The organism is Pseudomonas sp. NPDC090755 (assembly GCF_044769005.1).
GTDB lineage: Bacteria > Pseudomonadota > Gammaproteobacteria > Pseudomonadales > Pseudomonadaceae > Aquipseudomonas.
The window spans coordinates 389,170-410,682 of record NZ_JBIVXC010000001.1 but is presented as its reverse complement, the minus strand read 5'-3'; the positions used below and the strand labels follow the sequence as shown (position 1 = coordinate 410,682).

20 protein-coding genes are annotated in these 21,513 nt (G+C 63.4%); 9 read left to right on the top strand and 11 right to left on the bottom strand.

All coding sequences use genetic code 11. The annotated features are described in order from the left end of the window. Positions 1–13 precede the first annotated feature (13 nt). The 6 genes from aroB to pilM all read right to left on the bottom strand — a co-directional run bounded on the left by aroB (position 14) and on the right by pilM (position 5,435). On the bottom strand, positions 14–1,111 hold the full coding sequence (aroB, locus tag ACIQUS_RS01975; RefSeq protein WP_403042191.1) for a 3-dehydroquinate synthase: 1,098 nt from the start codon (positions 1,109–1,111) through the stop codon (positions 14–16). Between the two features lie 99 nt (positions 1,112–1,210). Continuing rightward, entirely contained in the window at positions 1,211–1,729 is a 519-nt protein-coding gene (gene aroK / locus ACIQUS_RS01970; protein ID WP_274294971.1) for a shikimate kinase AroK, read from the bottom strand. A 4-nt stretch (positions 1,730–1,733) separates the two neighbouring features. Continuing rightward, positions 1,734–3,023: a type IV pilus secretin PilQ gene (locus ACIQUS_RS01965; RefSeq protein ID WP_403042186.1), complete on the bottom strand. Its 1,290-nt coding sequence runs from the start codon at positions 3,021–3,023 to the stop codon at positions 1,734–1,736. A 23-nt stretch (positions 3,024–3,046) separates the two neighbouring features. Further along, the gene (locus ACIQUS_RS01960) at positions 3,047–3,985 is read right to left on the bottom strand and encodes a pilus assembly protein PilP (protein ID WP_403042182.1); all 939 of its coding nucleotides are present in this window, start codon (positions 3,983–3,985) and stop codon (positions 3,047–3,049) included. Next, a complete protein-coding gene (locus tag ACIQUS_RS01955; protein WP_403042179.1) occupies positions 3,982–4,500 on the bottom strand; it encodes a PilN domain-containing protein in 519 nt (172 codons plus the stop codon). Before ACIQUS_RS01955 ends, ACIQUS_RS01960 begins: the two co-directional genes overlap by 4 nt. Then, a complete protein-coding gene (gene pilM, locus ACIQUS_RS01950) occupies positions 4,497–5,435 on the bottom strand; it encodes a type IV pilus biogenesis protein PilM (RefSeq protein ID WP_403042176.1) in 939 nt (312 codons plus the stop codon). Before pilM ends, ACIQUS_RS01955 begins: the two co-directional genes overlap by 4 nt. Positions 5,436–5,614: 179 nt before the next feature. On the opposite strand from pilM, the gene ACIQUS_RS01945 reads away from it, so the two are divergent. Further along, entirely contained in the window at positions 5,615–8,068 is a 2,454-nt protein-coding gene (locus ACIQUS_RS01945) for a penicillin-binding protein 1A (RefSeq protein WP_403043026.1), read from the top strand. Between the two features lie 226 nt (positions 8,069–8,294). Here the strand turns inward: ACIQUS_RS01945 and ACIQUS_RS01940 are convergent, their stop codons facing one another. The 3 genes from ACIQUS_RS01940 to rpmE all read right to left on the bottom strand — a co-directional run bounded on the left by ACIQUS_RS01940 (position 8,295) and on the right by rpmE (position 10,781). Continuing rightward, a complete protein-coding gene (locus tag ACIQUS_RS01940) occupies positions 8,295–9,563 on the bottom strand; it encodes a malic enzyme-like NAD(P)-binding protein (protein ID WP_403042173.1) in 1,269 nt (422 codons plus the stop codon). A 178-nt stretch (positions 9,564–9,741) separates the two neighbouring features. Then, positions 9,742–10,563: a thermonuclease family protein gene (locus ACIQUS_RS01935; RefSeq protein ID WP_403042171.1), complete on the bottom strand. Its 822-nt coding sequence runs from the start codon at positions 10,561–10,563 to the stop codon at positions 9,742–9,744. 2 nt (positions 10,564–10,565) lie between these two features. Continuing rightward, a complete protein-coding gene (gene rpmE / locus ACIQUS_RS01930) occupies positions 10,566–10,781 on the bottom strand; it encodes a 50S ribosomal protein L31 (RefSeq protein WP_128321752.1) in 216 nt (71 codons plus the stop codon). 168 nt (positions 10,782–10,949) lie between these two features. Here rpmE and ACIQUS_RS01925 point away from each other — a divergent pair, with 168 nt between their 5' ends. The 3 genes from ACIQUS_RS01925 to ACIQUS_RS01915 all read left to right on the top strand — a co-directional run bounded on the left by ACIQUS_RS01925 (position 10,950) and on the right by ACIQUS_RS01915 (position 15,747). Further along, entirely contained in the window at positions 10,950–13,169 is a 2,220-nt protein-coding gene (locus ACIQUS_RS01925; RefSeq protein WP_403042167.1) for a primosomal protein N', read from the top strand. Between the two features lie 150 nt (positions 13,170–13,319). Next, complete coding sequence (gene argS, locus ACIQUS_RS01920; RefSeq protein ID WP_403042165.1) at positions 13,320–15,056, top strand: arginine--tRNA ligase; 1,737 nt, start codon at positions 13,320–13,322, stop codon at positions 15,054–15,056. 1 nt (position 15,057) lies between these two features. Further along, positions 15,058–15,747, top strand: a complete 690-nt coding sequence (locus ACIQUS_RS01915; protein WP_403042163.1) for an SPOR domain-containing protein — start codon at positions 15,058–15,060, stop codon at positions 15,745–15,747. A gap of 43 nt (positions 15,748–15,790) precedes the next feature. Here the strand turns inward: ACIQUS_RS01915 and ACIQUS_RS01910 are convergent, their stop codons facing one another. Next, positions 15,791–16,210, bottom strand: a complete 420-nt coding sequence (locus tag ACIQUS_RS01910) for a TM2 domain-containing protein (RefSeq protein ID WP_403042161.1) — start codon at positions 16,208–16,210, stop codon at positions 15,791–15,793. Between the two features lie 153 nt (positions 16,211–16,363). Here ACIQUS_RS01910 and ACIQUS_RS01905 point away from each other — a divergent pair, with 153 nt between their 5' ends. Further along, entirely contained in the window at positions 16,364–17,008 is a 645-nt protein-coding gene (locus ACIQUS_RS01905) for a C40 family peptidase (RefSeq protein WP_403042159.1), read from the top strand. Here ACIQUS_RS01905 and ACIQUS_RS01900 read toward each other — a convergent pair. Beyond that, positions 17,005–18,033 carry a type IV pilus twitching motility protein PilT gene (locus tag ACIQUS_RS01900; RefSeq protein ID WP_403042157.1) on the bottom strand — a complete coding sequence of 343 codons (1,029 nt, stop codon included), beginning with the start codon at positions 18,031–18,033 and terminating at the stop codon, positions 17,005–17,007. The genes ACIQUS_RS01905 and ACIQUS_RS01900 overlap by 4 nt on opposite strands. Before the next feature lie 66 nt (positions 18,034–18,099). On the opposite strand from ACIQUS_RS01900, the gene ACIQUS_RS01895 reads away from it, so the two are divergent. The 4 genes from ACIQUS_RS01895 to ACIQUS_RS01880 all read left to right on the top strand — a co-directional run bounded on the left by ACIQUS_RS01895 (position 18,100) and on the right by ACIQUS_RS01880 (position 21,513). Next, positions 18,100–18,786: a YggS family pyridoxal phosphate-dependent enzyme gene (locus ACIQUS_RS01895; RefSeq protein ID WP_403042154.1), complete on the top strand. Its 687-nt coding sequence runs from the start codon at positions 18,100–18,102 to the stop codon at positions 18,784–18,786. A 38-nt stretch (positions 18,787–18,824) separates the two neighbouring features. After that, entirely contained in the window at positions 18,825–19,643 is an 819-nt protein-coding gene (proC, locus tag ACIQUS_RS01890; protein WP_403042151.1) for a pyrroline-5-carboxylate reductase, read from the top strand. A 10-nt stretch (positions 19,644–19,653) separates the two neighbouring features. Beyond that, positions 19,654–20,244: a YggT family protein gene (locus ACIQUS_RS01885; protein ID WP_403042147.1), complete on the top strand. Its 591-nt coding sequence runs from the start codon at positions 19,654–19,656 to the stop codon at positions 20,242–20,244. Between the two features lie 129 nt (positions 20,245–20,373). Further along, positions 20,374–21,513 (top strand): homoserine O-acetyltransferase, encoded by a 1,140-nt coding sequence (locus ACIQUS_RS01880; RefSeq protein ID WP_403042145.1) that lies wholly within the window; start codon positions 20,374–20,376, stop codon positions 21,511–21,513.

Sequence of the window (21,513 nt, the reverse complement as noted above, 5' to 3'; positions counted from 1 at the left end):
ACTCTCATCAACCTCAAAGCTGGGCCACGATAGCGCGGTAGTCCGCCGCCAGCGTGGCCTGAAGAATCTCTTTCGGGTAGTCGTCGGTGACCACCGCCTCGCCCATTTGGCTCAGCAGGACCAGCCGCAGACGACCGTCGAGTACCTTTTTATCCACTGCCATGTGCTCCATGAACTGGGCAGGGGTCATTTCTTCTGGCGGCACCACCGGCAACCCGGCGCGCTGGAACAGGCGGATACCCCGATCACGCGCCTGCTGGCTGATCCAGCCCAGGCGCATGGACATCTCCAGTGCCATCACCGTGCCAGCCGCGACGGCCTCACCATGCAACCAGACACCATAGCCCATGTGGGTTTCAATCGCATGGCCGAAGGTATGACCGAGGTTGAGGGTGGCGCGCACGCCGGACTCGCGCTCATCGGCACCGACCACGGCGGCCTTGGCCGCACAGGAGCGACGGATGGCTTCGGTCAGGGCGGTCTGGTCCAGGCCGCGCAAGGCGTCCATGTGTTCTTCGAGCCAGCCCAGGAAGGGCTCATCACAGATCAGGCCGTACTTGATCACTTCGGCCAGCCCCGCTGACAACTCGCGCGCAGGCAGGGTGTTGAGGCTGGTGGTATCGATCAGCACTGCATTGGGCTGGTAGAAGGCGCCGACCATGTTCTTGCCCAGCGGATGGTTGATACCGGTCTTTCCGCCGACCGACGAATCGACCTGGGACAGCAAGGTGGTCGGCACCTGGATGAAGTCCACGCCACGCTGGTAGCAGGCAGCGGCAAACCCAGCCATGTCACCGATCACGCCGCCGCCGAGGGCGACCACGGTGGTGCGACGGTCATGCCGCGCGGTCAGCAGGGCATCGAAAATCAGTTGCAGGGTTTCCCAGTTCTTGTGGGCTTCACCATCGGGCAGCACCACCGGCAGCACCGAGTAGGCACCCAGGGTACGGCTCAAACGCTCAAGGTAGAGGGGCGCGACCGTCTCGTTGGAGACAATGGCAACCTGCCGGCCGGCAATGTGCGGCGCCAACAGTTCCGTTTGATCCAGCAAGCCTTCGCCGATGTAGATCGGGTAGCTACGTTCGCCCAGTTCGACCTTTAGTGTCTGCATGTGTCCCCACAATGAACAAGGCGCGGCATCGATGGCTCGAGCCGCGCGATAACGGTGTGCCCTGTCACGGCATGACGGGTGGCCGAGGATAAGCCCGGCTCAACGGGGCGGCAACTTCTGCAAGCGCTCGAGAATATCCTGCACCACCATCCGCGGCGGCCGCTCATCGGTTTCCACCACCAGGTCGGCGATCTCGCGATAGAGCGGATCACGGATTTCCAACAAGGCGCGCAGGGTCGCTTCCGGGTTGGCCGTACGCAGCAACGGGCGGTTGCGATCACGCGCGGTACGCCCGACCTGCTGCTCGACCGAGGCGTGCAGGTACACCACCCGGCCACCGGCATGCAGGGCCTGGCGGTTGGCATCGCGCATCACCGCGCCACCGCCGGTGGCCAGGACCACGCCGTCGAAGGCACAGAGCTCGGCGATCATCGCCTGCTCACGATCACGAAAGCCCGGTTCGCCTTCCTTATCGAAGATCCACGGGATATTGGCGCCCGTGCGCAGTTCAATTTCCTTGTCGGAATCCTTGAACGGCAGGCGCAGCTCTTTGGCCAGCAGGCGGCCGATGGTGCTTTTACCAGCACCCATGGGCCCCACAAGTATCAAATTTCGCACAGAATCAACGACTCACAGCAATCGCCTGGTCACTCATGATACGCGGAGTCAGGAAGACCAGCAGCTCGGATTTTTTCTCTTGTAGAACATCGCGACGAAACAGCCGACCAACATACGGCACATCGCCGAAAAATGGCACCTTATCGACAACTTTACTTTGCACTGTCGAGTACACACCACCGATTACGATGGTCTCGCCATCACTGACATGGACCTTGGCATTGACCTCGTTCTTGCGGATGGGTGGCACCTGGGCCAAGGCATTGAGGTAGTCCGGCTCGTCCTTGGTCACCTTAACGGCCATGATGACCCGGTTATCGGGGGTGATCTGCGGCGTTACCTCCAAAGACAACGATGCTTCGCGAAAGGTCACGGACGTGGCGCCGCTGCCGCTGGTTTCCTGGTAGGGCACCTCGGTGCCCTTGATGATCCTCGCGGTCTCCCGGTCAGCGGTAACGACCTTGGGCTGGGAGATGATTTCGCCGTTGCCGGACTTCTCCATGGCACTGAGCTCAAGGTCGAGCAGCACATTATCGCGCAGCAGGCCCACGCCGATGGCTGAAGTGGCGCGCTCCACACCCAGGTCGACAAAGGCGTCACCGCCACCCAGGCTCAAGCCGTTACCCAACTGCAACTCGCCACCCCAGCGAACGCCCAGGCTTTTCTCGTAATCGACATTGGCCTCGACAATCCGCGCCTCGATCAGGACCTGGCGCACCGGCACATCCAGGCGCGCGATCAGTTGGCGCAGTTCTTCCAGGCGCTGCGGGGCCTCACGCACGATCAAGGTGTTGGTGCGCTCGTCAACGCTCACCATACCGGATGTGGCACCCCGGGGATCAGTCGCCTTCATCGCCTGGAACATGGCCGCGATATCGGCGGCGCGCGCATAGCTCAAGGGTAACAACGCCTGCTGCAGAGGCAATGACGCTGCGATTTGCTGGCGACCCTCCAGCGCTTGACGCTCCTGCTCGGCCAGCGCGCCAACAGGCGCCACCAGAAGGACGTTGCCTTGCTCACGCTTCTCCAGCCCCTTGCTGCGCAGCACCAGGTCCAGCGCCTGCTCCCAGGGCACATCCTTCAGACGCAGCGTCAACTTGCCCTGCACCGCGTCACTGGCAACCAGATTGACCCCGGAAAAATCCGCGAGCACCTGCAATACCGAACGCACCTCGACATCCTGGAAGTTCAGCGACAGCACTTCATTGCGCGATCCACTACCCGCCGACGATGCCCATACCGCCTGCACAACGAATAACGCCGCGAACACAAGCATCCTGCTTACTGCTGCCATTGCGACCTCCCTGGCCTGCACCTTCAACCTGCTTCTGCGGACGCCTTGAGCCTGAGGGTGCGACTTCGCTCAACCCAGCCCTTGCCGACCATGTATACCTCTTCAGCGACTTCAACCGCCCCCTCCTCAATGCTCACCACCCGACCGTTGTCGCGCCCCAGTCCATCGCCCAACTGCAGGCGGTACACAACCCCGGCAGCACGCAGCAAGGCAAAGCGGGTCTGGTGACGAACAAGGCTGCCCACCATTTCGAACTGTTCCAGCGGCAATCCCTGCACATCGCCTCGCTGGCGCTGCACGCGTGACGGCTCGAACGGACTTCGCGAAAAATGGGCTGCCGGTCGCTCGATACCTGCCAGGTCAGGTATCGCTGCACCACTCGCGCGCATCACCCGAGCGCGATAGGCACTGGCTCGCACCTGCATACGCAATTGCGCCGGGGCCTGAGCATCGACCGGGATCAGGGAAAAATCCTCCAGCGTGACGAGTCGAGGCAACCGGGCCAACCCCAGGGCAAAAGCGGCCAGGGCCACGTAGGTTCCTTGTAGTTGAAGCTGCATGGGCAGCTCAATGTGCTGGTCATGCACGACCTCCGGTAGCCGCTCCAACTGCTCGATGAACAGGCCGTGCTCATGACCCAGGTGCGCGATGTCTTCAAGCAGGCCCGCTGGCTCACCGCCCGCTGCCAGACGCCACAAGGCCGCATCGAGGGCCTTGTGGGCCGCAGCCAGCTGCGCCTCACTGCCGGCTAGCACCTGGACGCGCCGCGTCTTGTCAGCGGACTCGCTTGACAGCAGCCGTGACTGTTCGATGCGCTCGCCGACGTCGACGAACAGCGCCCGTAGATGGATGAAATAAGCCAGCCCCAGCAGCATGCCCAGAATGCCCAGTAGCAGTGCCCCTTGCCGGAACCAGGTACCGCCGGCCAACTGCTGCCAGAAAGCGTCCGATACCAGGTTCATGACTCCCCCCTCACGACCAGGCCCAGCTCGAAGGCCTCCCCGGCGTCCACCGCCTTGACCTGTTGCAAATCAGCTTCGCCAATCTCGCCAGACAGGTTGCGCAGCAGCTGAGCCACCAGCGAACCGGAGTCGGCCACCCCCATAACCCACAGCCGCTGACCTTGCGTCCTCAGCGCTGTGAGGTACACCCCCTGGGGCACGGTGCCTGCCAGTCGTTCGAACAGGTCCACCCGGGACAATCGCCTCGTCTGCAAACGCTCCAGTGCCTCAAGCCTGTCGCGGACCTGCGCATGGTCGACCTTTTGCTGCGCCAACCGCTCCAGCTGAGCATCAAGCCCCTCGATGACCTGTCGCGTGGCGACATCCTCGCGCGCCTGGCGCTGCAATGCCTCCCGACCGTAAGCATCCACCCGCCATATGACCAGCAGGGCGATCAGCACCATGCCCAGCATCCACCCTTGCAGGCGCCGGACACGCAGCTGCCGGCGCTGCTCACGCCAGGGCAGCAGGTTCATGTCAGGCATCGGTCGCCCTCCCGCATCGCCAGGCCGCAGGCAACTGCCAGGCTCGGCGCTTGCGCTGCCAGCGCCCGAGGGTCCAACCCCGGCGCCAGGCTCATGGCCTGGAAAGGGTCTGCCTGATGCACAGGCATCCCGAGCCGCTGCTGCAACTGCTCCGGCAAGCGACCCTCCAGCGCGGCGCACCCCAGCAGCACTAACTGGCCCGGCAACTCACGCCCGGGAACGGACAACAGGTAGCTGTCCACCGCCGCAACCAACGCCTGGACGTCACGACCCTGCCCACCCAGCAGCACCTTGCGTCGCAGCGGCACCGGTCCTGAATCCTGCTCGTGAATGACCAGGGCATCGCTTTGCAGCTGAAGCAGCAATGTGCGCTGTGCATTCGTGGCTGGCAATGCACGGTGCAGGGCGTGGTGATCGGCCTCAACCAGGCAGGCGTGCATTCCGGCAGCATCGAGCGCAACTTCCAGCACCTCCAGCAGCGCCAGATGGCAAGCCGCGACCACCACTTGCTGACGCCCTGGATCGTCAGGGTCGAGGCCGATGACCTGGAAATCGAGGGCGGCATCTTCAAGAGAGAAGGGAATGAACTGGGCAGCTTCGGACGATAACTGCCCGGCGATGGCTTCTTCATTGAGCGATACCGGCATCGAGATCAGCTTCTCGATCACCAGGGCGCCAGGCAGCGCCACGGCCACACGCCGGGCGGGCCGCACCATGCGCTGCCGCGCCTTGAGCAAGGCCGCTGCAACCTGCCCGGGGTCGCCGATCCAGCCATCGTGCATGGCCGCTGCAGGCAAGGGTTCGAGCGCCCAGGCACGCACCCGGCAACGACCGCGATAGCGCTGCACTTGCGCCAGTCTGATGAACGGCGGGGCGATTTCTACCCCCAGGAGTGAACCGGCATCCCTGCCAAAGCGTCCAAGCATCGGTTATTTCCTTGCTCGCAGCAGGCCACCGGGCGGACCTCGCCCTGACCTGGCTGACATCTCGAGCGCCGCGCCCATAACGCGGCGGTGCGAAAAATGCTTATAATGCCCAGCGTTTTTCCTTTATCCGCTGGCCCCGCGCGCAACCCACTTTTCAACCTGGACGCCCAAAAGCCTTGATACGCCTGCTGAAGTTCTTCTGGTGGTCTTTCGTCGCAGTCATTTGCGCACTCGTGCTCGGTGTGAGCGGCGCATTTCTGTATCTTAGCCCCAGCTTGCCCTCGGTAGAGGCCCTCAGAAGCATCCAGTTGCAGATCCCTTTGCGGGTCTATAGCAGCGACGGAAAGCTGATTGCAGAGTTCGGCGAAATGCGCCGTTCTCCCATACGTTTCGCCGACATTCCGCCACATTTCATCCAGGCTTTGCTCTCGGCCGAAGACGACAATTTCGCCAATCACTATGGGGTCGACCCCAGCAGCCTGATGCGTGCTGCAACACAATTGCTCAAGTCCGGGCACATCCAGACCGGCGGCAGCACCATCACCATGCAGGTGGCGAAGAACTTCTTCCTCAGCAGCGAACGCAGCTTCTCGCGCAAGACCAACGAAATTCTCCTGGCCCTGCAGATCGAGCGTGAACTGACCAAGGACGAAATCCTCGAGCTGTACGTCAACAAGATCTACCTGGGCAACCGCGCCTATGGCATCGAGGCCGCCGCACAGGTCTATTACGGCAAGTCGATCCGCGATATCAGCCTGGCGCAGATGGCCATGATCGCTGGCCTGCCCAAGGCGCCGTCGCGCTTCAATCCACTGGCCAACCCGGTGCGTGCCAAAGAGCGCCGCGACTGGATCCTGGGGCGCATGTACAAGCTGGGCAAGATCGATGAAGCCAGCTACCAGGCTGCCCTGGCCGAGCCGATCAACGCCAGTTACCACGTACCTACACCCGAGGTCAGCGCCCCCTACATCGCCGAGATGGCTCGCGCCGAAATGGTCGGCCGTTATGGTAGCGACGCCTACACCGAAGGTTTCCGGGTCACCACCACGGTGCCGAGCGACCTGCAGGAAATCGCCAACAAGGCCGTCCTTGACGGGCTGAGCACCTATGACGAGCGCCACGGCTACCGTGGGCCGGAAGCACGCTTCCCAGGCAAGACCCTGGCAGCCTGGCAGCAGGAACTGGGCAAGCAGCGCAGCCTTGGCGGCCTGGAACCAGCCATCGTCACTCAGGTCAGCAAGACCGGCCTGCAGGTACTGACCCGCGCCAACCAGCAGGAAAGCGTGGCCTGGGAAACCATGAAATGGGCTCGCCCGTTCCTCAACACCAACAGCCAGGGGCGCGCACCGCAGCAACCTGCCGACGTTGCCCAGGTGGGCGACCTGATCCGCGTCCAGCGCCTGGACGATGGCAGCCTGAAATTCAGCCAGGTCCCCGGAGCGCAAAGCGCACTGGTCTCGCTGGACCCGAACAGCGGCGCCATCCGCGCTCTGGTCGGCGGCTTCTCCTTCGAGCAGAGCAACTACAACCGTGCCATGCAGGCCAAGCGCCAGCCGGGCTCGAGCTTCAAGCCATTCGTCTACAGCGCCGCGCTCGATAACGGCTACACCGCCGCCAGCCTGGTCAACGATGCCCCGATCGTGTTCGTCGACGAGTACCTGGACAAGGTCTGGCGCCCGAAGAACGACACCAACACCTTCCTCGGCCCTATCCGCATGCGCGAAGCGCTGTACAAGTCGCGCAACCTGGTGTCGATCCGCCTGCTGCAGGCCATGGGCGTCAGCCGCACCATCGACTACATCAGCAAGTTCGGCTTTAACAAGCAGGACTTGCCCCCCAACCTGTCCCTGGCCCTGGGCACCGCGACCCTGACACCGATGGAGATCGCCACCGGCTGGAGCACATTCGCCAATGGCGGCTACAAGATCAGCCCGTACCTGATCGAACGCATCGAAAGCCGCAACGGCGAGACCCTGTTCACCGCCAATCCGCCACGGGTGCCGCAGACGACCCAGGATCAGCTTGGCATCGCCGCGCCTGAAACGCCGATCAGCATCCAGCTGCCGGGCGAGGCTGCCAGCACCGCCTCGTTCGACGCCGCGCAGACCGCGACCCAGGCGCCGGCGGTGGCCGAACGCATCATCGATGGCCGAACCACCTACATCCTCACCAGCATGCTTCAGGACGTTATCAAGCGCGGTACCGGGCGTCGCGCCCTGGCCCTGGGCCGTACCGACCTCGCAGGCAAGACCGGCACCACCAACGAATCGAAGGATGCCTGGTTCTCGGGCTACAACGCCGACATGGTGACCACGGTCTGGACCGGCTTCGACCAGCCGGAAACCCTGGGGCGTCGCGAGTATGGCGGGACCGTGGCGCTGCCGATCTGGATGAACTTCATGGGCCCGGCGCTCAAGGACAAGCCCAACCATGCCCCGGCCGAGCCGGAAGGCATCCTCAGCCTGCGGGTCGACCCGGTCAGCGGCCGGGCGGCATCGCCAGACAACCCCAGCGCCTACTTCGAGCTGTTCAAGGTCGAAGACACCCCGCCTTCGGGCAGCGAGCTGGGCAACGGCTCGGCACCCGGCAGCCCGCTGCCAGCGGACGAGGCAGCGCCGATCGACCTGTTCTGATCACCTGGCCTGGCGCGGCGGCCTGTAGCCGCTGCCGCCAGGCTGCGATCGACCGCAAAGCGGTCGTGAAACCGACCCGGCCGACAGAGGTGCCTGGATTGCGACTGCTGCGCAGTCGTTCGCAGCCTGGCGGCAGCGGCTACGAGAAGCATCAAGCTTGCGCGACACCCACAAAAAAGCCCCGACTCTCGCGAGCCGGGGCTTTTTGTTTCAACGCTACAACGGCTTAGCCGTTGAACACGTCATCCACGCTCTTGAGCGGGTAGTTCTTCGGATACGGCAGGGTCGCCACACCGGTCTCGATCGCAGCCTTGGCCACGGCGTCGGAGACGACGGTGATCAGACGGGCATCCATCGGCTTCGGAATGATGTACTCACGGCCGAACTCCAGGGCCTGCACGCCGTAGGCATCGCAGACTTCCTTAGGCACTGGCAGCTTGGCCAGGTCTTTCAGGGCGTTGGCGGCAGCGATCTTCATTTCTTCGTTGATGCGCTTGGCGCGAACGTCCAGGGCACCGCGGAAGATGAACGGGAAGCCCAGTACGTTGTTGACCTGGTTCGGGTAGTCGGAACGACCAGTGGCCATGATCACGTCGCTACGGGTAGCGTGCGCCAGCTCCGGGGAGATTTCCGGATCCGGGTTGGAGCAGGCGAAGACGATCGGGTTGGCCGCCATCGACTTCAGGCCTTCAGGGCTCAGCAGGTTCGGACCGGACAGGCCGACGAACACGTCAGCGCCTTCCAGGGCGTCAGCCAGGCTGCGCTTGTCGGTGGCGTGGGCGAACACAGCCTTGTACTGGTTCAGGTCGTCACGGCCAGCGTGGATCACGCCAGTACGGTCGACCATGAAGATGTTCTCGATCTTCGCACCCATGCTCACCAGCAACTTCATGCAGGAGATGGCGGCAGCGCCAGCGCCCAGGCAGACGATCTTGGCCTCTTCGAGTTTCTTGCCGGCGATTTCCAGGGCGTTGATCATGCCGGCAGCGGTCACGATCGCGGTACCGTGCTGGTCATCGTGGAATACCGGGATGTCGCACTGCTCGATCAGGGTGCGCTCGATCTCGAAGCACTCCGGTGCCTTGATGTCTTCGAGGTTGATGCCACCGAAGGTGATGGAGATGCGACGGACGGTATCGATGAAGGCCTGCGGGCTCTCCGACTCGACTTCGATGTCGAACACGTCGATGCCGGCGAAGCGCTTGAACAGAACACCCTTGCCTTCCATGACAGGCTTGGACGCCAGCGGGCCGAGGTTACCCAGGCCGAGGATGGCGGTGCCGTCGGAAATGACTGCTACCAGATTGCCCTTGCCGGTGTACTTGTAGGCCAGCTCCGGATCGCGACCAATTTCACGTACCGGCTCAGCCACGCCAGGGCTGTAGGCCAGCGCCAGGTCGCGAGCAGTCGCGGTAGGTTTGGTGAGCTCGACGCTCAGTTTCCCCGGACGAGGCTGAGCATGGTATTCGAGAGCGGCGGTTTTCAAATCTGACATGGTGGGCATTCCGCTATTTACTGTTCTGACGGACCGCCGAGGATACGCAAAGAGCAAAGGGCCGACAAGACTGGTCGGTCACTTGTGTCAAGGCCTTTAACCTACGACTTTCCGCCAAGAGCCGCAGCCTGCAAGGGTTTCAATGTGTACAATCGTACAAAATAATGTTCACAATTTTTTATCCAGAGACCCGCTCCAGCATCGATGGATCGGTCAATGGCAGCAACCAGCGCTTCTGCCCGGCCTTCAGACCGCCTTTGCGGGAACGATCCAGCACCCAGCCGCGAGCTTCGATTGTGCGCCCCTTGAGGTCGTCAAAGAATGAAGCAGGGAAATTGCGTTGCAGTTTTGCAGGCACCTGAAGCACCAGGGCATCGTCGATTTCGATCCAGACTCCGCCGCGATTGCGCTCGATACCCATCACTTTGCCGCTGATGATCGCAAAACCGGATTGCTGCACCCCAGCCGACGGCATCACGGGTGAGCGCCGCCACACCCCCGCGCCTTGCTGACGAGCGGTACGCTCGGCCTGCTGCTGGCAGTCGGCCAGGTCGACGTTCGGGGCAACGGCCACGCGATAACCAAGGCCTTCACTGAGCAGTTGGGCCTCGAAATTGTCGCCAGAGCGACCGTAGATATGTGCCAGGGTACGACCGTACTTGTCCCGGGACTCGACGCCCGGCACCAGCCCCACCTCGCCGCCGCTGGCCCTGACCAGTGCCTGAAGACGCTCACGAGCGGCCTCGGCAAAGGCTTCGCTGCTCCGGCCCTTGCGGCCGATTTCCGGTGCATTGAGACCAATCAGACGAACGCTGCGACCATCTTCAAGGCGCAAGGTATCGCCGTCCACCACCTGGCGCACGCCGACGCGCTGGGGGTCGACGGGTATCGGGCAGAAGGCCAGCACCGGCAACTGCCAAATGACGCCCACAAAAAAGGCGCCCACAAGGGACGCCTTTTTCAGCAGCATTGCCAGACCCACAGGGCCAGCGTTGCGCATTCTTACTTCTTGGCACCGAACATGCCGAAGCGATCTGCGAACTTCTGTACGCGGCCGCCGGTGTCCAGAACCTTTTGCTTACCGGTGTAGAACGGGTGGCATTCGTTGCAAACGTCGGTGCCCAGTGGAGCGCACAGGGTCGAACGGGTTTCGAACGAGTTGCCGCAGCTGCAGGTGACTGCGACTACTTCATAATTCGGGTGAATTTCTGGTTTCATGGTCACTTCCTCGACTGCGTGCCGCCACCCAACACCATTGTTGAATACCGCACGTAATTAGGCGGCGAATAATACCAGAGCATGCTGCCAACGCAAGTTGTCGCTTGCACCGACCGTCGTCTGCTAGGCTCGCCTGGTCTTGGAACCCCCCTTCAGAGAACTCTTCGCGTGTCCGACGTCATTCTGCGCCTTGCCCTGCCCTCGCCCCTGCGGCGACTGTTCGACTACAGGGCGCCGGCAAGCATGGCACGCCAGGCGCTGACCCCGGGCATGCGCATCCGCGTGCCGTTCGGGCGCCGGGAGATGATCGGCATTCTGATCGAGGTCAGCGACAAGAGCGAGGTGCCGGCCGACAAGCTCAAGCCGGCGATCGCCCTGCTCGATCCGCTCTCACCGATTCCCCCGACCCTGTTCAAGTTGTGCCTGTGGACCGCGCAGTACTACCAGCACAGCCTCGGCGACACCCTGAGCTGGGCCTTGCCGGTACTGTTGCGCCAAGGCGAGCCGGCCGAGGCGCGCCAGGAACGCTTCTGGCAGATCGCGCCGGGCGCGCGCCTGGATGATCCGCGCATCGCCCGTGCCCCACGCCAGCGCGAAGCCCTCGCCACCCTGGCGCAGCATCCCCATGGCATCGCCCACGGCCTGTTGAGCAAGTTCATGCTGAGCAAGGACAGCCTCGACCTGCTGCTGGCCAAGGAGTTGGTCCAGGTCGAGGTGCGCCGTCACGCAGTCCAGGAACGCCATGAGCACTGGCTCGCGCAGCCCGAGCTGCCACTGAACGACGAACAACGGGCGGCGTTCAATGCCGTGCGCGCAGGTTTCGACAACTTCCATGCCTTTCTCCTGGCCGGCGTCACCGGCAGTGGCAAGACCGAGGTCTACCTGCAACTGATCCGCGAAACCCTGGAGGCCGGCAAGCAGGCATTGATCCTGATTCCGGAGATCAACCTCGGGCCGCAGACCCTGGCCCGCTTCGAACAGCGTTTCAACGCCCGCATCGCCCTGCTGCACTCGGCGGTCAACGACCGCGAGCGCCTGGATGCCTGGCTGGCCGCCCGCGACGGCGAGGCCGATATCATCATCGGCACCCGCTCGGCGCTGTTCACCCCCATGAAGCACCCGGGGCTGATCATCATCGACGAAGAGCACGACGGCTCCTACAAACAGCAAGAAGGCCTGCGTTACCACGCCCGCGACCTGGCGCTGGTTCGCGCACGCCAGGAAAACATCCCGATCCTCCTGGGCTCGGCCACTCCGTCGCTGGAGAGCCTGCACAACGCTCACAGCGGTCGCTATGGCCTGCTGCGCCTCAACCAGCGCGCCGGTGGCGCCCAGCAGCCGCGTTTCCTGCGCCTGGACGTCAAGAGCCGCCCCCTGGACAGCGGCATCAGCGGCCCCATGCAGCAAGCCATCGGCCAGACCCTGGCAGCCGGCCAGCAAGTGCTGGTGTTCCTGAATCGCCGCGGCTTCGCCCCGACACTGCTGTGCCATGACTGCGGCTGGATGTCCGAATGTCCGCGCTGCGATGCACGCATGACCGTGCACCAGCGCTCCAACGAACTGCGTTGTCACCACTGTGGCTACGACGAACGCTTGCCGCGCCAGTGCCCGCAGTGCAACAAGGTCGACCTGCGCCCGGTCGGCGCCGGCACCGAACGCGCCGAAGAACGCCTGGGCATCCTGTTTCCTGACTACCCGGTGCTACGGGTGGACCGCGACAGCACCTCGCGCAAGGACGCCATGAACCAGCTGTTCGCCACCATCCAGCGCGGCAATCCGTGCATCCTAGTCGGCACCCAGATGCTCGCCAAGGGGCACCACTTTCCACGGGTGACCCTGGTGGCGATCCTCGATGCCGACGGCGGCCTGTTTTCCGGTGACTTTCGTGCCAGCGAGCGCATGGCCCAGTTGATCGTCCAGGTCGCTGGCCGCGCTGGCCGCGCCGAAGAACCGGGCAAGGTGATCATCCAGACCCACCTGGCCGACCATCCGCTGCTGGTGCAACTGACCGAGCAGGGCTATTTCGCCTTTGCCGAGCAGGCCCTGAGCGAGCGTCGCGCCGCCGGCCTGCCGCCTTTTGCCCACTTGGCCCTGCTGCGCGCCGAGGCCCACAAGCCCGGCCAGGCCGAGGCCTTTCTCGATGAAGCCTGTAGCGCTGCCGAGCAATTACTGGCCGAGCACGCCCTCAATGGCATCGAACTGCTTGGTCCGGTACCGGCGCCCATGGAGCGACGGGCGGGACGTTTTCGCGCGCAATTGTTGCTCCAGGCCAATGCCCGGGCGCCTTTGCATCGACTGATCAGCGCCTGGTTGCTACTGTTGGAGCAAATGCCGTCCGGGCGCCAGGTGCGCTGGTCGCTGGATGTGGATCCGGTGGATCTTTATTGATCGCTTCGGCCACATCGCGGGGCAAGCCCGCTCCTACAGGGGCGTAACCACTCCCAAAAGGTTGGCAACCTCGCCCCAGCAACGGATAATGTCCAGTTTTTCCACCTGCGCATCGAAGCGCCGCCGCGCCTGCGGTCGAACGAGAAGCCCATGAAAGACACCATTCGCCAGCTGATCCAGCAAGCCCTCACCCAACTCGTCACCGACGGTGTGTTGCCTGAAGGGCTGACGCCGGCGATCCAGGTGGAGAACGCCCGGGACAAGACCCACGGCGACTTCGCCAGCAACATCGCAATGATGCTGGCCAAGCCTGCGGGCATGAAGCCGCGCGACCTGGCGGAAAAAATCATCGCCGCCCTGCCTGCCGACGAGCAGGTCAGCAAGGTCGAAATCGCAGGCCCGGGCTTCCTCAACTTCTTCCAGAACACCCAGGCCCTGGCCGCTCGCCTGGACGCCGCACTGGCCGATGCCAAGCTCGGCGTCAGCAAGGCCGGCCCGCAACAGAAGGTCGTGGTCGACCTGTCGGCCCCGAACCTTGCCAAGGAGATGCACGTCGGCCACCTGCGCTCGACCATCATCGGCGACGCCGTGTCGCGCGTCCTGGAGTTCCTCGGCGACACCGTGATTCGCCAGAACCACGTGGGCGACTGGGGCACCCAGTTCGGCATGCTGATGGCCTACCTGCAGGAAAACCCGATCACCAGCGATGAGCTGTCTGACCTGGAGAACTTCTACCGCGCCGCGAAAAAGCGTTTCGATGAATCGGAAGAGTTCGCCGACCGCGCACGCGGCCTGGTGGTCAAGCTGCAAGCGGGCGACGAGGAATGCCTGAAGCTGTGGACCCGCTTCAAGGACATCTCGCTGTCGCACTGCCAGAAAACCTACGAACTGCTCAACGTCAAACTGACCATGGCCGACGTCATGGGCGAAAGCGCCTATAACGACGACCTGGCCAATGTCGTCAACGACCTCAAGGCCAAGGGCCTGCTGGTCGAGAGCAAGGGCGCCCAGTGCGTGTTCCTCGAAGAGTTCAAGACCGCCGAGGGCGAGCCCCTGCCGGTGATCGTTCAAAAGGCCGACGGCGGCTACCTGTACGCCACCACCGACCTTGCGGCCGTGCGCTACCGCAGCAACGTGCTCAAGGCCGACCGTGCCCTGTACTTCGTCGACCAGCGCCAGGCCCTGCACTTCAACCAGGTGTTCGAAGTGGCGCGCCGGGCCGGTTTCGTCGGCCACCCAATGCACATGGAACACATGGGCTTCGGCACCATGAACGGCGCCGATGGCCGTCCGTTCAAGACCCGCGATGGCGGCACCGTCAAACTGATCGACCTGCTGACCGAAGCCAAGGAGCGTGCCTACGCCCTGGTCAAGGAGAAGAACCCGGAGCTGGGTGAAGACGAGCTGCGCGCCATCGCCGAAGTCGTCGGCATTGGCGCGGTCAAGTACGCCGACCTGTCCAAGCACCGCACCAGCGACTACAGCTTCAACTTCGAACTGATGCTCAACTTCGAAGGCAATACCGCCCCTTACCTGCTGTACGCCTACACCCGCGTCGCCGGCGTGTTCCGCAAGCTGGGCAAAGGCTTCGATGAAGTGGACGGGCAGATCATCCTGCAAGCCGCCCAGGAACAGGACCTGGCTGCACGCCTGGCCCAGTTCGGTGAAATCCTGAACAACGTCGCCGAAAAAGGCACGCCACATGTACTTTGCGCCTACCTGTACGACGTGGCCGGCCTGTTCTCCAGCTTCTACGAGAACTGCCCGATCCTGGCCGCCGAAACCCCGGAACAGCAACAGAGCCGCCTGCGCCTGGCGGCCTTGACCGGTCGTACCCTCAAGCAAGGTCTGGAACTGCTCGGCCTGGAAACCCTGGAGCGTATGTAAGTTGGCTGCCAAGAAAAAACCCGCACCCAAGCGCGGCGCGAGTCGCAACCAGGCACCCGCCAAACAACCGGTTCCAGGCTGGATGTGGCTGGCCATCGGCCTGACGGTCGGTGCTTTCGTTGTGTTTTTGATGAAGCTCGAGCCTGGCAATGACGAGGTCAAGCGCACCAAGCCCGAACAGGCCAAGGCCGAGAAGGCCGCCGAAGCCAACAAGACCGCGCCTAGCCCGCAGCAGCCGGTGAAGCCCAAGTACGACTTCTATACCTTGCTGCCCGAGTCGGAAGTGATCGTGCCGCCTGAAGCCGTGCCGGAGAAGACACCCCCCGTCCCGGCCCAGCCACCGGTGACCCCGGCCGAAGCGGCCAAGATCGACACCGCACGGGCCCAGGCCGCGCTGATGGGGCAGACGCCACCACCCGCACCGCCGGTGATCAAGCCGGCGGCGACCACTCAGTTCTTCCTCCAGGCCGGCTCGTTCCGCAAGCAGGCCGATGCCGACAAGGTCCGCGCACAGATCATCCTGCTTGGCCAGGCGGTCAAGGTGGAGTCCGGCACCGTCAAGGAAGAAACCTGGTACCGGGTACTGGTCGGCCCGTTCAGCAACCGTGAACAGCTGACCGTGGCCCAGAAGCAACTGGCCGGCAGCGGCTTCAGCAACCTGCTGCTGCAGCAGCGCCAGACCCGCCAGTGACCTCCTGCGCGGCCTTGTCGGGCATGACAAGGCCGCGCAAGGCTTAACGCCGCTGGGCGTTGGCCAGCGACACCTGGGTGTTCAGCGTCCAGAAGTCATACAAGATGCCCACCAGGAACAACCCGCCCGTGAACAGGTAGATGATCCCGGTGATCCATTTGCCCTGGTACATGCGGTGCACACCGAAAATGCCCAGGAACGTCAGCAGGATCCAGGACAGGCTGTAATCCAGGGGACCGGCGTTGAAGCGCAGGTCGGCCTCGCGGTCCATCGATGGAATCAGGAACAGGTCGATCAACCAGCCGATGCCCAACAGGCCCAGGGTGAAGAACCAGATCGTGCCGGTCACCGGCTTGCCGTAATAGAAGCGGTGGGCGCCGGTAAAGCCAAATATCCACAGCAGGTAACCGATCACCTTGCTGTGCGTGTCATGCAGTTGTCCGTCCTGTTGATAACTGTTCATTCATAGCCTCTGCGGGTTATCGGAAAATTTTCTAAAGAAAAATGTGACTTTTTTGTGTCCAGCCGACGCATGGCACATTGCGATCGACAAACGGTCAAAAATTGATCAGCAAGCTGTTATAGAGTTGCGCGCTGACCAACAAGAGCCCTGCCTATGCGCCCTCTTTTCAAGACATGGCTGACCCTTTGCCTATTATTGCCACTGGCCGCCCACGCCACCAACCGTGAGCAACGTCTACCCAACGGCTTTTCCGGGTACACCACAAATTCCTCTGCCGTGCGTTCGACCAAGCACGTCAGCAGCAAGCCCCAGCACCGCACTCGCCCGAGCAAGCAGAGCCTGTCGACCCTGCCGAGCCTGCCGGTTGCCTCGATGTCGCCCAAGCAGAGCAGCGACGTGCTCAGCCGTGCCGTCAATGTCCTGGGCACCCCCTATCGCTGGGGCGGCAGCAGCCCGAGCAAGGGCTTCGACTGCAGCGGCCTGGTCAAGTACGCCTTCAACGACATCGATGAGATCGACCTGCCTCGCACCTCCAACGCCATGGCCCAGGGCCACGGGTTGAAAGTCGATCGCAACGACCTCAAGCCTGGCGACCTGATCTTCTTCAACATCAAGAGCCGTCGGGTCAATCATGTTGCCATCTACCTGGGCAACGACCGCTTCATCCATGCACCGCGCACGGGCAAGCGGGTCAGCATCGATACCCTGAGCAAGCCTTACTGGCGCAGCCGCTATGTCGTCGCCAAGCGGGTCCTGCCCAAGAGCCAGACGCAACAGCTGAGCCTGGCCAAGAACTAGACGCTCCCCGGCGCCCATTCCCGGGCGCATTGCGCACTGACCACCCCGCGTGTCACCAGGCCCTGAAGGCAACTGTCCAGGGTCTGCATCCCCAGCGCTCCCCCCATCTGCATCGTCGAGTACAACTGCGCCACCTTGCCTTCACGCACCAGGTTGCGCACCGCAGGCGTGGCCAGCAGGATTTCATGGGCCGCAACCCGCCCTCCGCCAATCCGCTCGACCAGCACTTGCGACACCACCGCCTGCAGCGATTCAGCCAGCATGGCCCGCACCAGTTGCTTTTCCTGCGGCGCAAACACATCCACCAGGCGATCGATGGATTTCGCCGCCGAGCCGGTATGCAGCGTCGCCAGCACCAGGTGGCCGGTTTCGGCGGCAGTCAGTGCCAGTCGGATGGTCTGCTCATCGCGCAACTCGCCCAGCATGATCACGTCCGGGTCCTGGCGCAGCGCTGCGCGCAGGGCCTGGGGGAAGCCGTGAGTATGCCTGCCGATTTCACGCTGGCTGATCAGGCTGCTTCGAGGGCTGTGGATAAACTCGATGGGATCCTCGAGCGTGAGGATATGCAGGGGTCGCTCATGGTTCAGGTGATCGAGCAGCGCCGCCAGGGTGGTGGACTTGCCTGAGCCGGTGGGCCCGGTGACCAGCACCAGCCCTGCCGGAAGCTCTGCAATCTGTCGAAAGACATCCCCCAGCCCCAGTTCGGCAAGGCTCCTGGCCTGGTCCGGAATGACCCGCAGCACCGCACCCGGGCCCTGGCGCTGATGAAACGCATTGATGCGAAAACGCGCCAGCGCCGGCACCGCCACGGAAAAGTCGATATCCAGATGTGTTTCGAAATCCTTTTTCTGCGCGTCGGTCATCAGTTGCCCGAGCATGTCATACACTTGCCCGGCGTCCAGCGCTGGCAGTTCCAGGCGGCAAATCCGGCCATCCAGGCGCAGGGCCGGCACTTCGCCAGCCCCCAGGTGCAGGTCCGAGGCCCCGCCCCGGGTTGCCAGGGCCAGCAGTTCAGTCACATCCATGAGACTCCCCAAAGGCTGCCAAGCAGGTAGAATGCCGCAGACCCAGGAAGCCGCCGGCATCGATCAATGTCCACCATAGCAGACAACCTTTCCACACTCGCCGCCCGCATCGACGCCGCCGCCCAGGCTGCCGGACGCGCACCATCGGCCATCCGCCTGCTGGCGGTGAGCAAGACCAAACCCGCTGCCGCCGTGCGTGAGGCCTATGCCGCCGGGGTACGTGATGTCGGCGAGAACTACCTGCAGGAAGCGCTGAACAAACAGGGCGAGTTGACCGACCTGCCCTTGACCTGGCACTTCATCGGCCCCATTCAGTCGAACAAGACTCGCGCCATCGCCGAGCATTTTGACTGGGTACACTCCGTGGACCGCCTGAAAATCGCCCAACGCCTGTCCGAGCAACGCCCCGATGGCCTGGCCCCGCTGAACATCTGCCTGCAGGTGAACGTCAGTGGCGAAGCCAGCAAGTCCGGCTGCACCCCGGACGAGCTGCCCGCCCTGGCCCAGGCCATTGTTGCCCTGCCACGCCTGCGCCTGCGCGGTCTGATGGCGATCCCCGAACCCACCGACGATCGCGCTGCCCAGGAGGCCGCCTTCGCTCAAGTTCGCCAGTTGCAGGCCAGTCTTGGCCTGGAACTGGACACCCTGTCCATGGGCATGAGCCACGACCTGGAAGCTGCCATCGCCCAGGGCGCGACCTGGGTGCGTATCGGTACCGCGCTGTTCGGTGCCCGCGACTACGGCCAGCCCTGACCCATGCCTTTTTCCACTTTTCCCCTCAAGGACCTGACATGAGCAAGACTCGTATTGCCTTTATCGGCGCCGGCAACATGGCCGCCAGCCTGATCGGCGGCCTGCGCGCCCAGGGCCTGGACGCTTCGCAGATCCGCGCCAGCGATCCGGGTGCCGAGCAGCGGGCAAAAATCCACGCCGAACACGGCATTGAACTGTTCGCCGACAACGCCCAGGCCATCGAAGGTGCCGACGTGGTGGTACTGGCGGTCAAGCCCCAGGCCATGAAGGCCGTGTGCCTGGCGCTCAAGCCAAGCCTCAAGCCCGGGCAACTGGTGGTCTCGATCGCCGCCGGCATCACCTGCGCCAGCATGAACAACTGGCTCGGCGCACAGCCGATCGTACGCTGCATGCCCAATACCCCGGCACTGCTGCGCCAGGGTGTGAGCGGTCTCTACGCCACCGCCCAGGTCTCCGACGCGCAGCGCCAACAAGCCGAACAATTGCTGTCGGCAGTGGGCATCGCCCTGTGGCTGGACACCGAGCAGCAACTCGACGCCGTTACCGCCGTATCCGGGAGCGGGCCTGCGTACTTCTTCCTGCTGATCGAAGCCATGACCGCGGCCGGTGAAAAGCTCGGCCTACCGCGTGAAACCGCAGCCAAACTGACCCTGCAGACCGCCCTGGGCGCCGCGCACATGGCCGTCAGCAGCGACGTCGACGCCGCCGAACTGCGCCGCCGCGTCACCTCGCCGGCCGGCACCACGGAAGCGGCGATCAAGTCGTTCCAGGCCGATGGATTCGAAGCGCTGGTGGAAAAGGCGCTGGGCGCTGCGGCGCACCGCTCGGCCGAGATGGCCGAACAACTGGGCAACTAAGGAGCTGGACATGGTTGGATTGAACACCGCTGCCATCTACATTCTGCAAACCCTGGGCAGCCTCTACCTGCTGATCATCATGCTGCGTTTCATCCTGCAGCTGGTTCGTGCCGACTTCTACAACCCGCTCAGCCAGTTCGCCGTGCGCGCTACCCAGCCGCTGCTCAAGCCCATGCGCCGGATCATCCCGAGCCTGTTCGGCCTGGACATGTCCTCGCTATTGCTGGCGATCGTCGTGCAAGTGCTGATCATGGGCCTGACCCTGCTGCTGGCCTACGGCACCACCGGCAACCCGCTGCAACTGCTGATCTGGTCGATCATCGGCGTCACCGCGCTGTTCCTGAAGATTTTCTTCTTCGCCCTGATCATCAGCGTGATCCTCTCCTGGGTCGCGCCGGGCAGCCACAACCCCGGTGCCGAGCTGGTCAACCAGATCTGCGATCCATTCCTGGCACCGTTCCGCCGCCTGCTGCCGAACCTGGGCGGCCTGGACATCTCGCCGATCCTGGCGTTCATGGCGCTGCAACTGATCGACATGCTGGTGATCAACAACCTGGCAGCCATGACCGGCATGCCGGAGATGCTACGCCTGTTGGTCTGATGGCCTGAAATCGCGGGACAAGCCCGCTCCTACAATGTCCGTAGGAGCGGGCTTGTCCCGCGATGCTGTCCTTGCCGCACAGATCGGTGGTCTTTAGACTTACGCCTCATTCAAGCGTGAGCAGGGTCGATGTCCACTGTCTTTCCCGAAGATTCGGTCGGTCTGGTAACACCGCAACTGGCACAGTTCAACGAGCCCCTGGCCCTGGCCTGCGGCCGCTCGCTGGCCTCCTACGAGCTGATCTACGAAACCTATGGCACCCTCAACAGCACAGCCAGCAACGCCGTGCTGATCTGCCATGCGCTTTCCGGTCACCACCATGCCGCGGGCTATCACAGCCCCAACGACCGCAAGCCGGGCTGGTGGGACAGTTGCATCGGCCCGGGCAAGCCCGTCGACACCAACCGCTTCTTCGTGGTCAGCTTGAACAACCTCGGCGGTTGCAACGGCAGCACCGGCCCCAGCAGCATCAACCCGGCCACCGGCAAGCCGTACGGCGCCGATTTCCCGGTGCTCACCGTGGAAGACTGGGTGCACAGCCAGGCCCGCCTGGCCGACCGCCTGGGCATCCAGCAATGGGCCGCGGTGATCGGTGGCAGCCTCGGCGGCATGCAGGCCCTGCAGTGGACCATCACCTACCCTGACCGCGTGCGTCACTGCCTGGACATCGCCTCGGCGCCCAAGCTCTCGGCGCAGAACATCGCCTTCAACGAGGTGGCGCGCCAGGCCATCCTCACCGATCCGGAATTCCACGGTGGTTCGTTCCAGGACCAGGGCGTGATCCCCAAGCGCGGCCTGATGCTGGCACGCATGGTCGGTCATATCACCTACCTGTCCGACGACTCCATGGGTGAGAAATTCGGTCGCGAGCTGAAAAGCGACAAGCTCAACTACGACTTCCACAGTGTCGAGTTCCAGGTCGAAAGCTACCTGCGCTACCAGGGCGAGGAGTTTTCCGGACGTTTCGACGCCAACACCTACCTGTTGATGACCAAGGCACTGGACTACTTCGACCCGGCCGCCGCCCATGGCGGTGACCTGGCGGCAACCCTGGCCGGGGTCAAGGCGGACTACTGCGTGATGTCGTTCACCACCGACTGGCGTTTTTCGCCGGCGCGCTCGCGGGAAATCGTCGACGCCCTGATCGCCGCCCGCAAGAACGTCTGCTACCTGGATATCGATTCGCCATATGGCCACGATGCCTTCCTGATCCCGACCCCGCGCTACATCACGGGGTTCAAGAACTACATGAACCGCATCGTCTGCTGA

Coding starts and splice junctions, on each gene's coding strand:
- ACIQUS_RS01910 (WP_403042161.1), bottom strand. CDS start 16,210: ATGAACAGTTATCAACAGGACGGACAACTGCATGACACGCACAGCAAG.
- ACIQUS_RS01885 (WP_403042147.1), top strand. CDS start 19,654: ATGGTTGGATTGAACACCGCTGCCATCTACATTCTGCAAACCCTGGGC.
- ACIQUS_RS01895 (WP_403042154.1), top strand. CDS start 18,100: ATGTCCACCATAGCAGACAACCTTTCCACACTCGCCGCCCGCATCGAC.
- ACIQUS_RS01955 (WP_403042179.1), bottom strand. CDS start 4,500: ATGAACCTGCTGCCCTGGCGTGAGCAGCGCCGGCAGCTGCGTGTCCGG.
- ACIQUS_RS01960 (WP_403042182.1), bottom strand. CDS start 3,985: ATGAACCTGGTATCGGACGCTTTCTGGCAGCAGTTGGCCGGCGGTACC.
- pilM (WP_403042176.1), bottom strand. CDS start 5,435: ATGCTTGGACGCTTTGGCAGGGATGCCGGTTCACTCCTGGGGGTAGAA.
- argS (WP_403042165.1), top strand. CDS start 13,320: ATGAAAGACACCATTCGCCAGCTGATCCAGCAAGCCCTCACCCAACTC.
- ACIQUS_RS01880 (WP_403042145.1), top strand. CDS start 20,374: ATGTCCACTGTCTTTCCCGAAGATTCGGTCGGTCTGGTAACACCGCAA.
- ACIQUS_RS01905 (WP_403042159.1), top strand. CDS start 16,364: ATGCGCCCTCTTTTCAAGACATGGCTGACCCTTTGCCTATTATTGCCA.
- ACIQUS_RS01935 (WP_403042171.1), bottom strand. CDS start 10,563: ATGCGCAACGCTGGCCCTGTGGGTCTGGCAATGCTGCTGAAAAAGGCG.
- ACIQUS_RS01965 (WP_403042186.1), bottom strand. CDS start 3,023: ATGGCAGCAGTAAGCAGGATGCTTGTGTTCGCGGCGTTATTCGTTGTG.
- proC (WP_403042151.1), top strand. CDS start 18,825: ATGAGCAAGACTCGTATTGCCTTTATCGGCGCCGGCAACATGGCCGCC.
- rpmE (WP_128321752.1), bottom strand. CDS start 10,781: ATGAAACCAGAAATTCACCCGAATTATGAAGTAGTCGCAGTCACCTGC.
- ACIQUS_RS01900 (WP_403042157.1), bottom strand. CDS start 18,033: ATGGATGTGACTGAACTGCTGGCCCTGGCAACCCGGGGCGGGGCCTCG.
- ACIQUS_RS01940 (WP_403042173.1), bottom strand. CDS start 9,563: ATGTCAGATTTGAAAACCGCCGCTCTCGAATACCATGCTCAGCCTCGT.
- aroB (WP_403042191.1), bottom strand. CDS start 1,111: ATGCAGACACTAAAGGTCGAACTGGGCGAACGTAGCTACCCGATCTAC.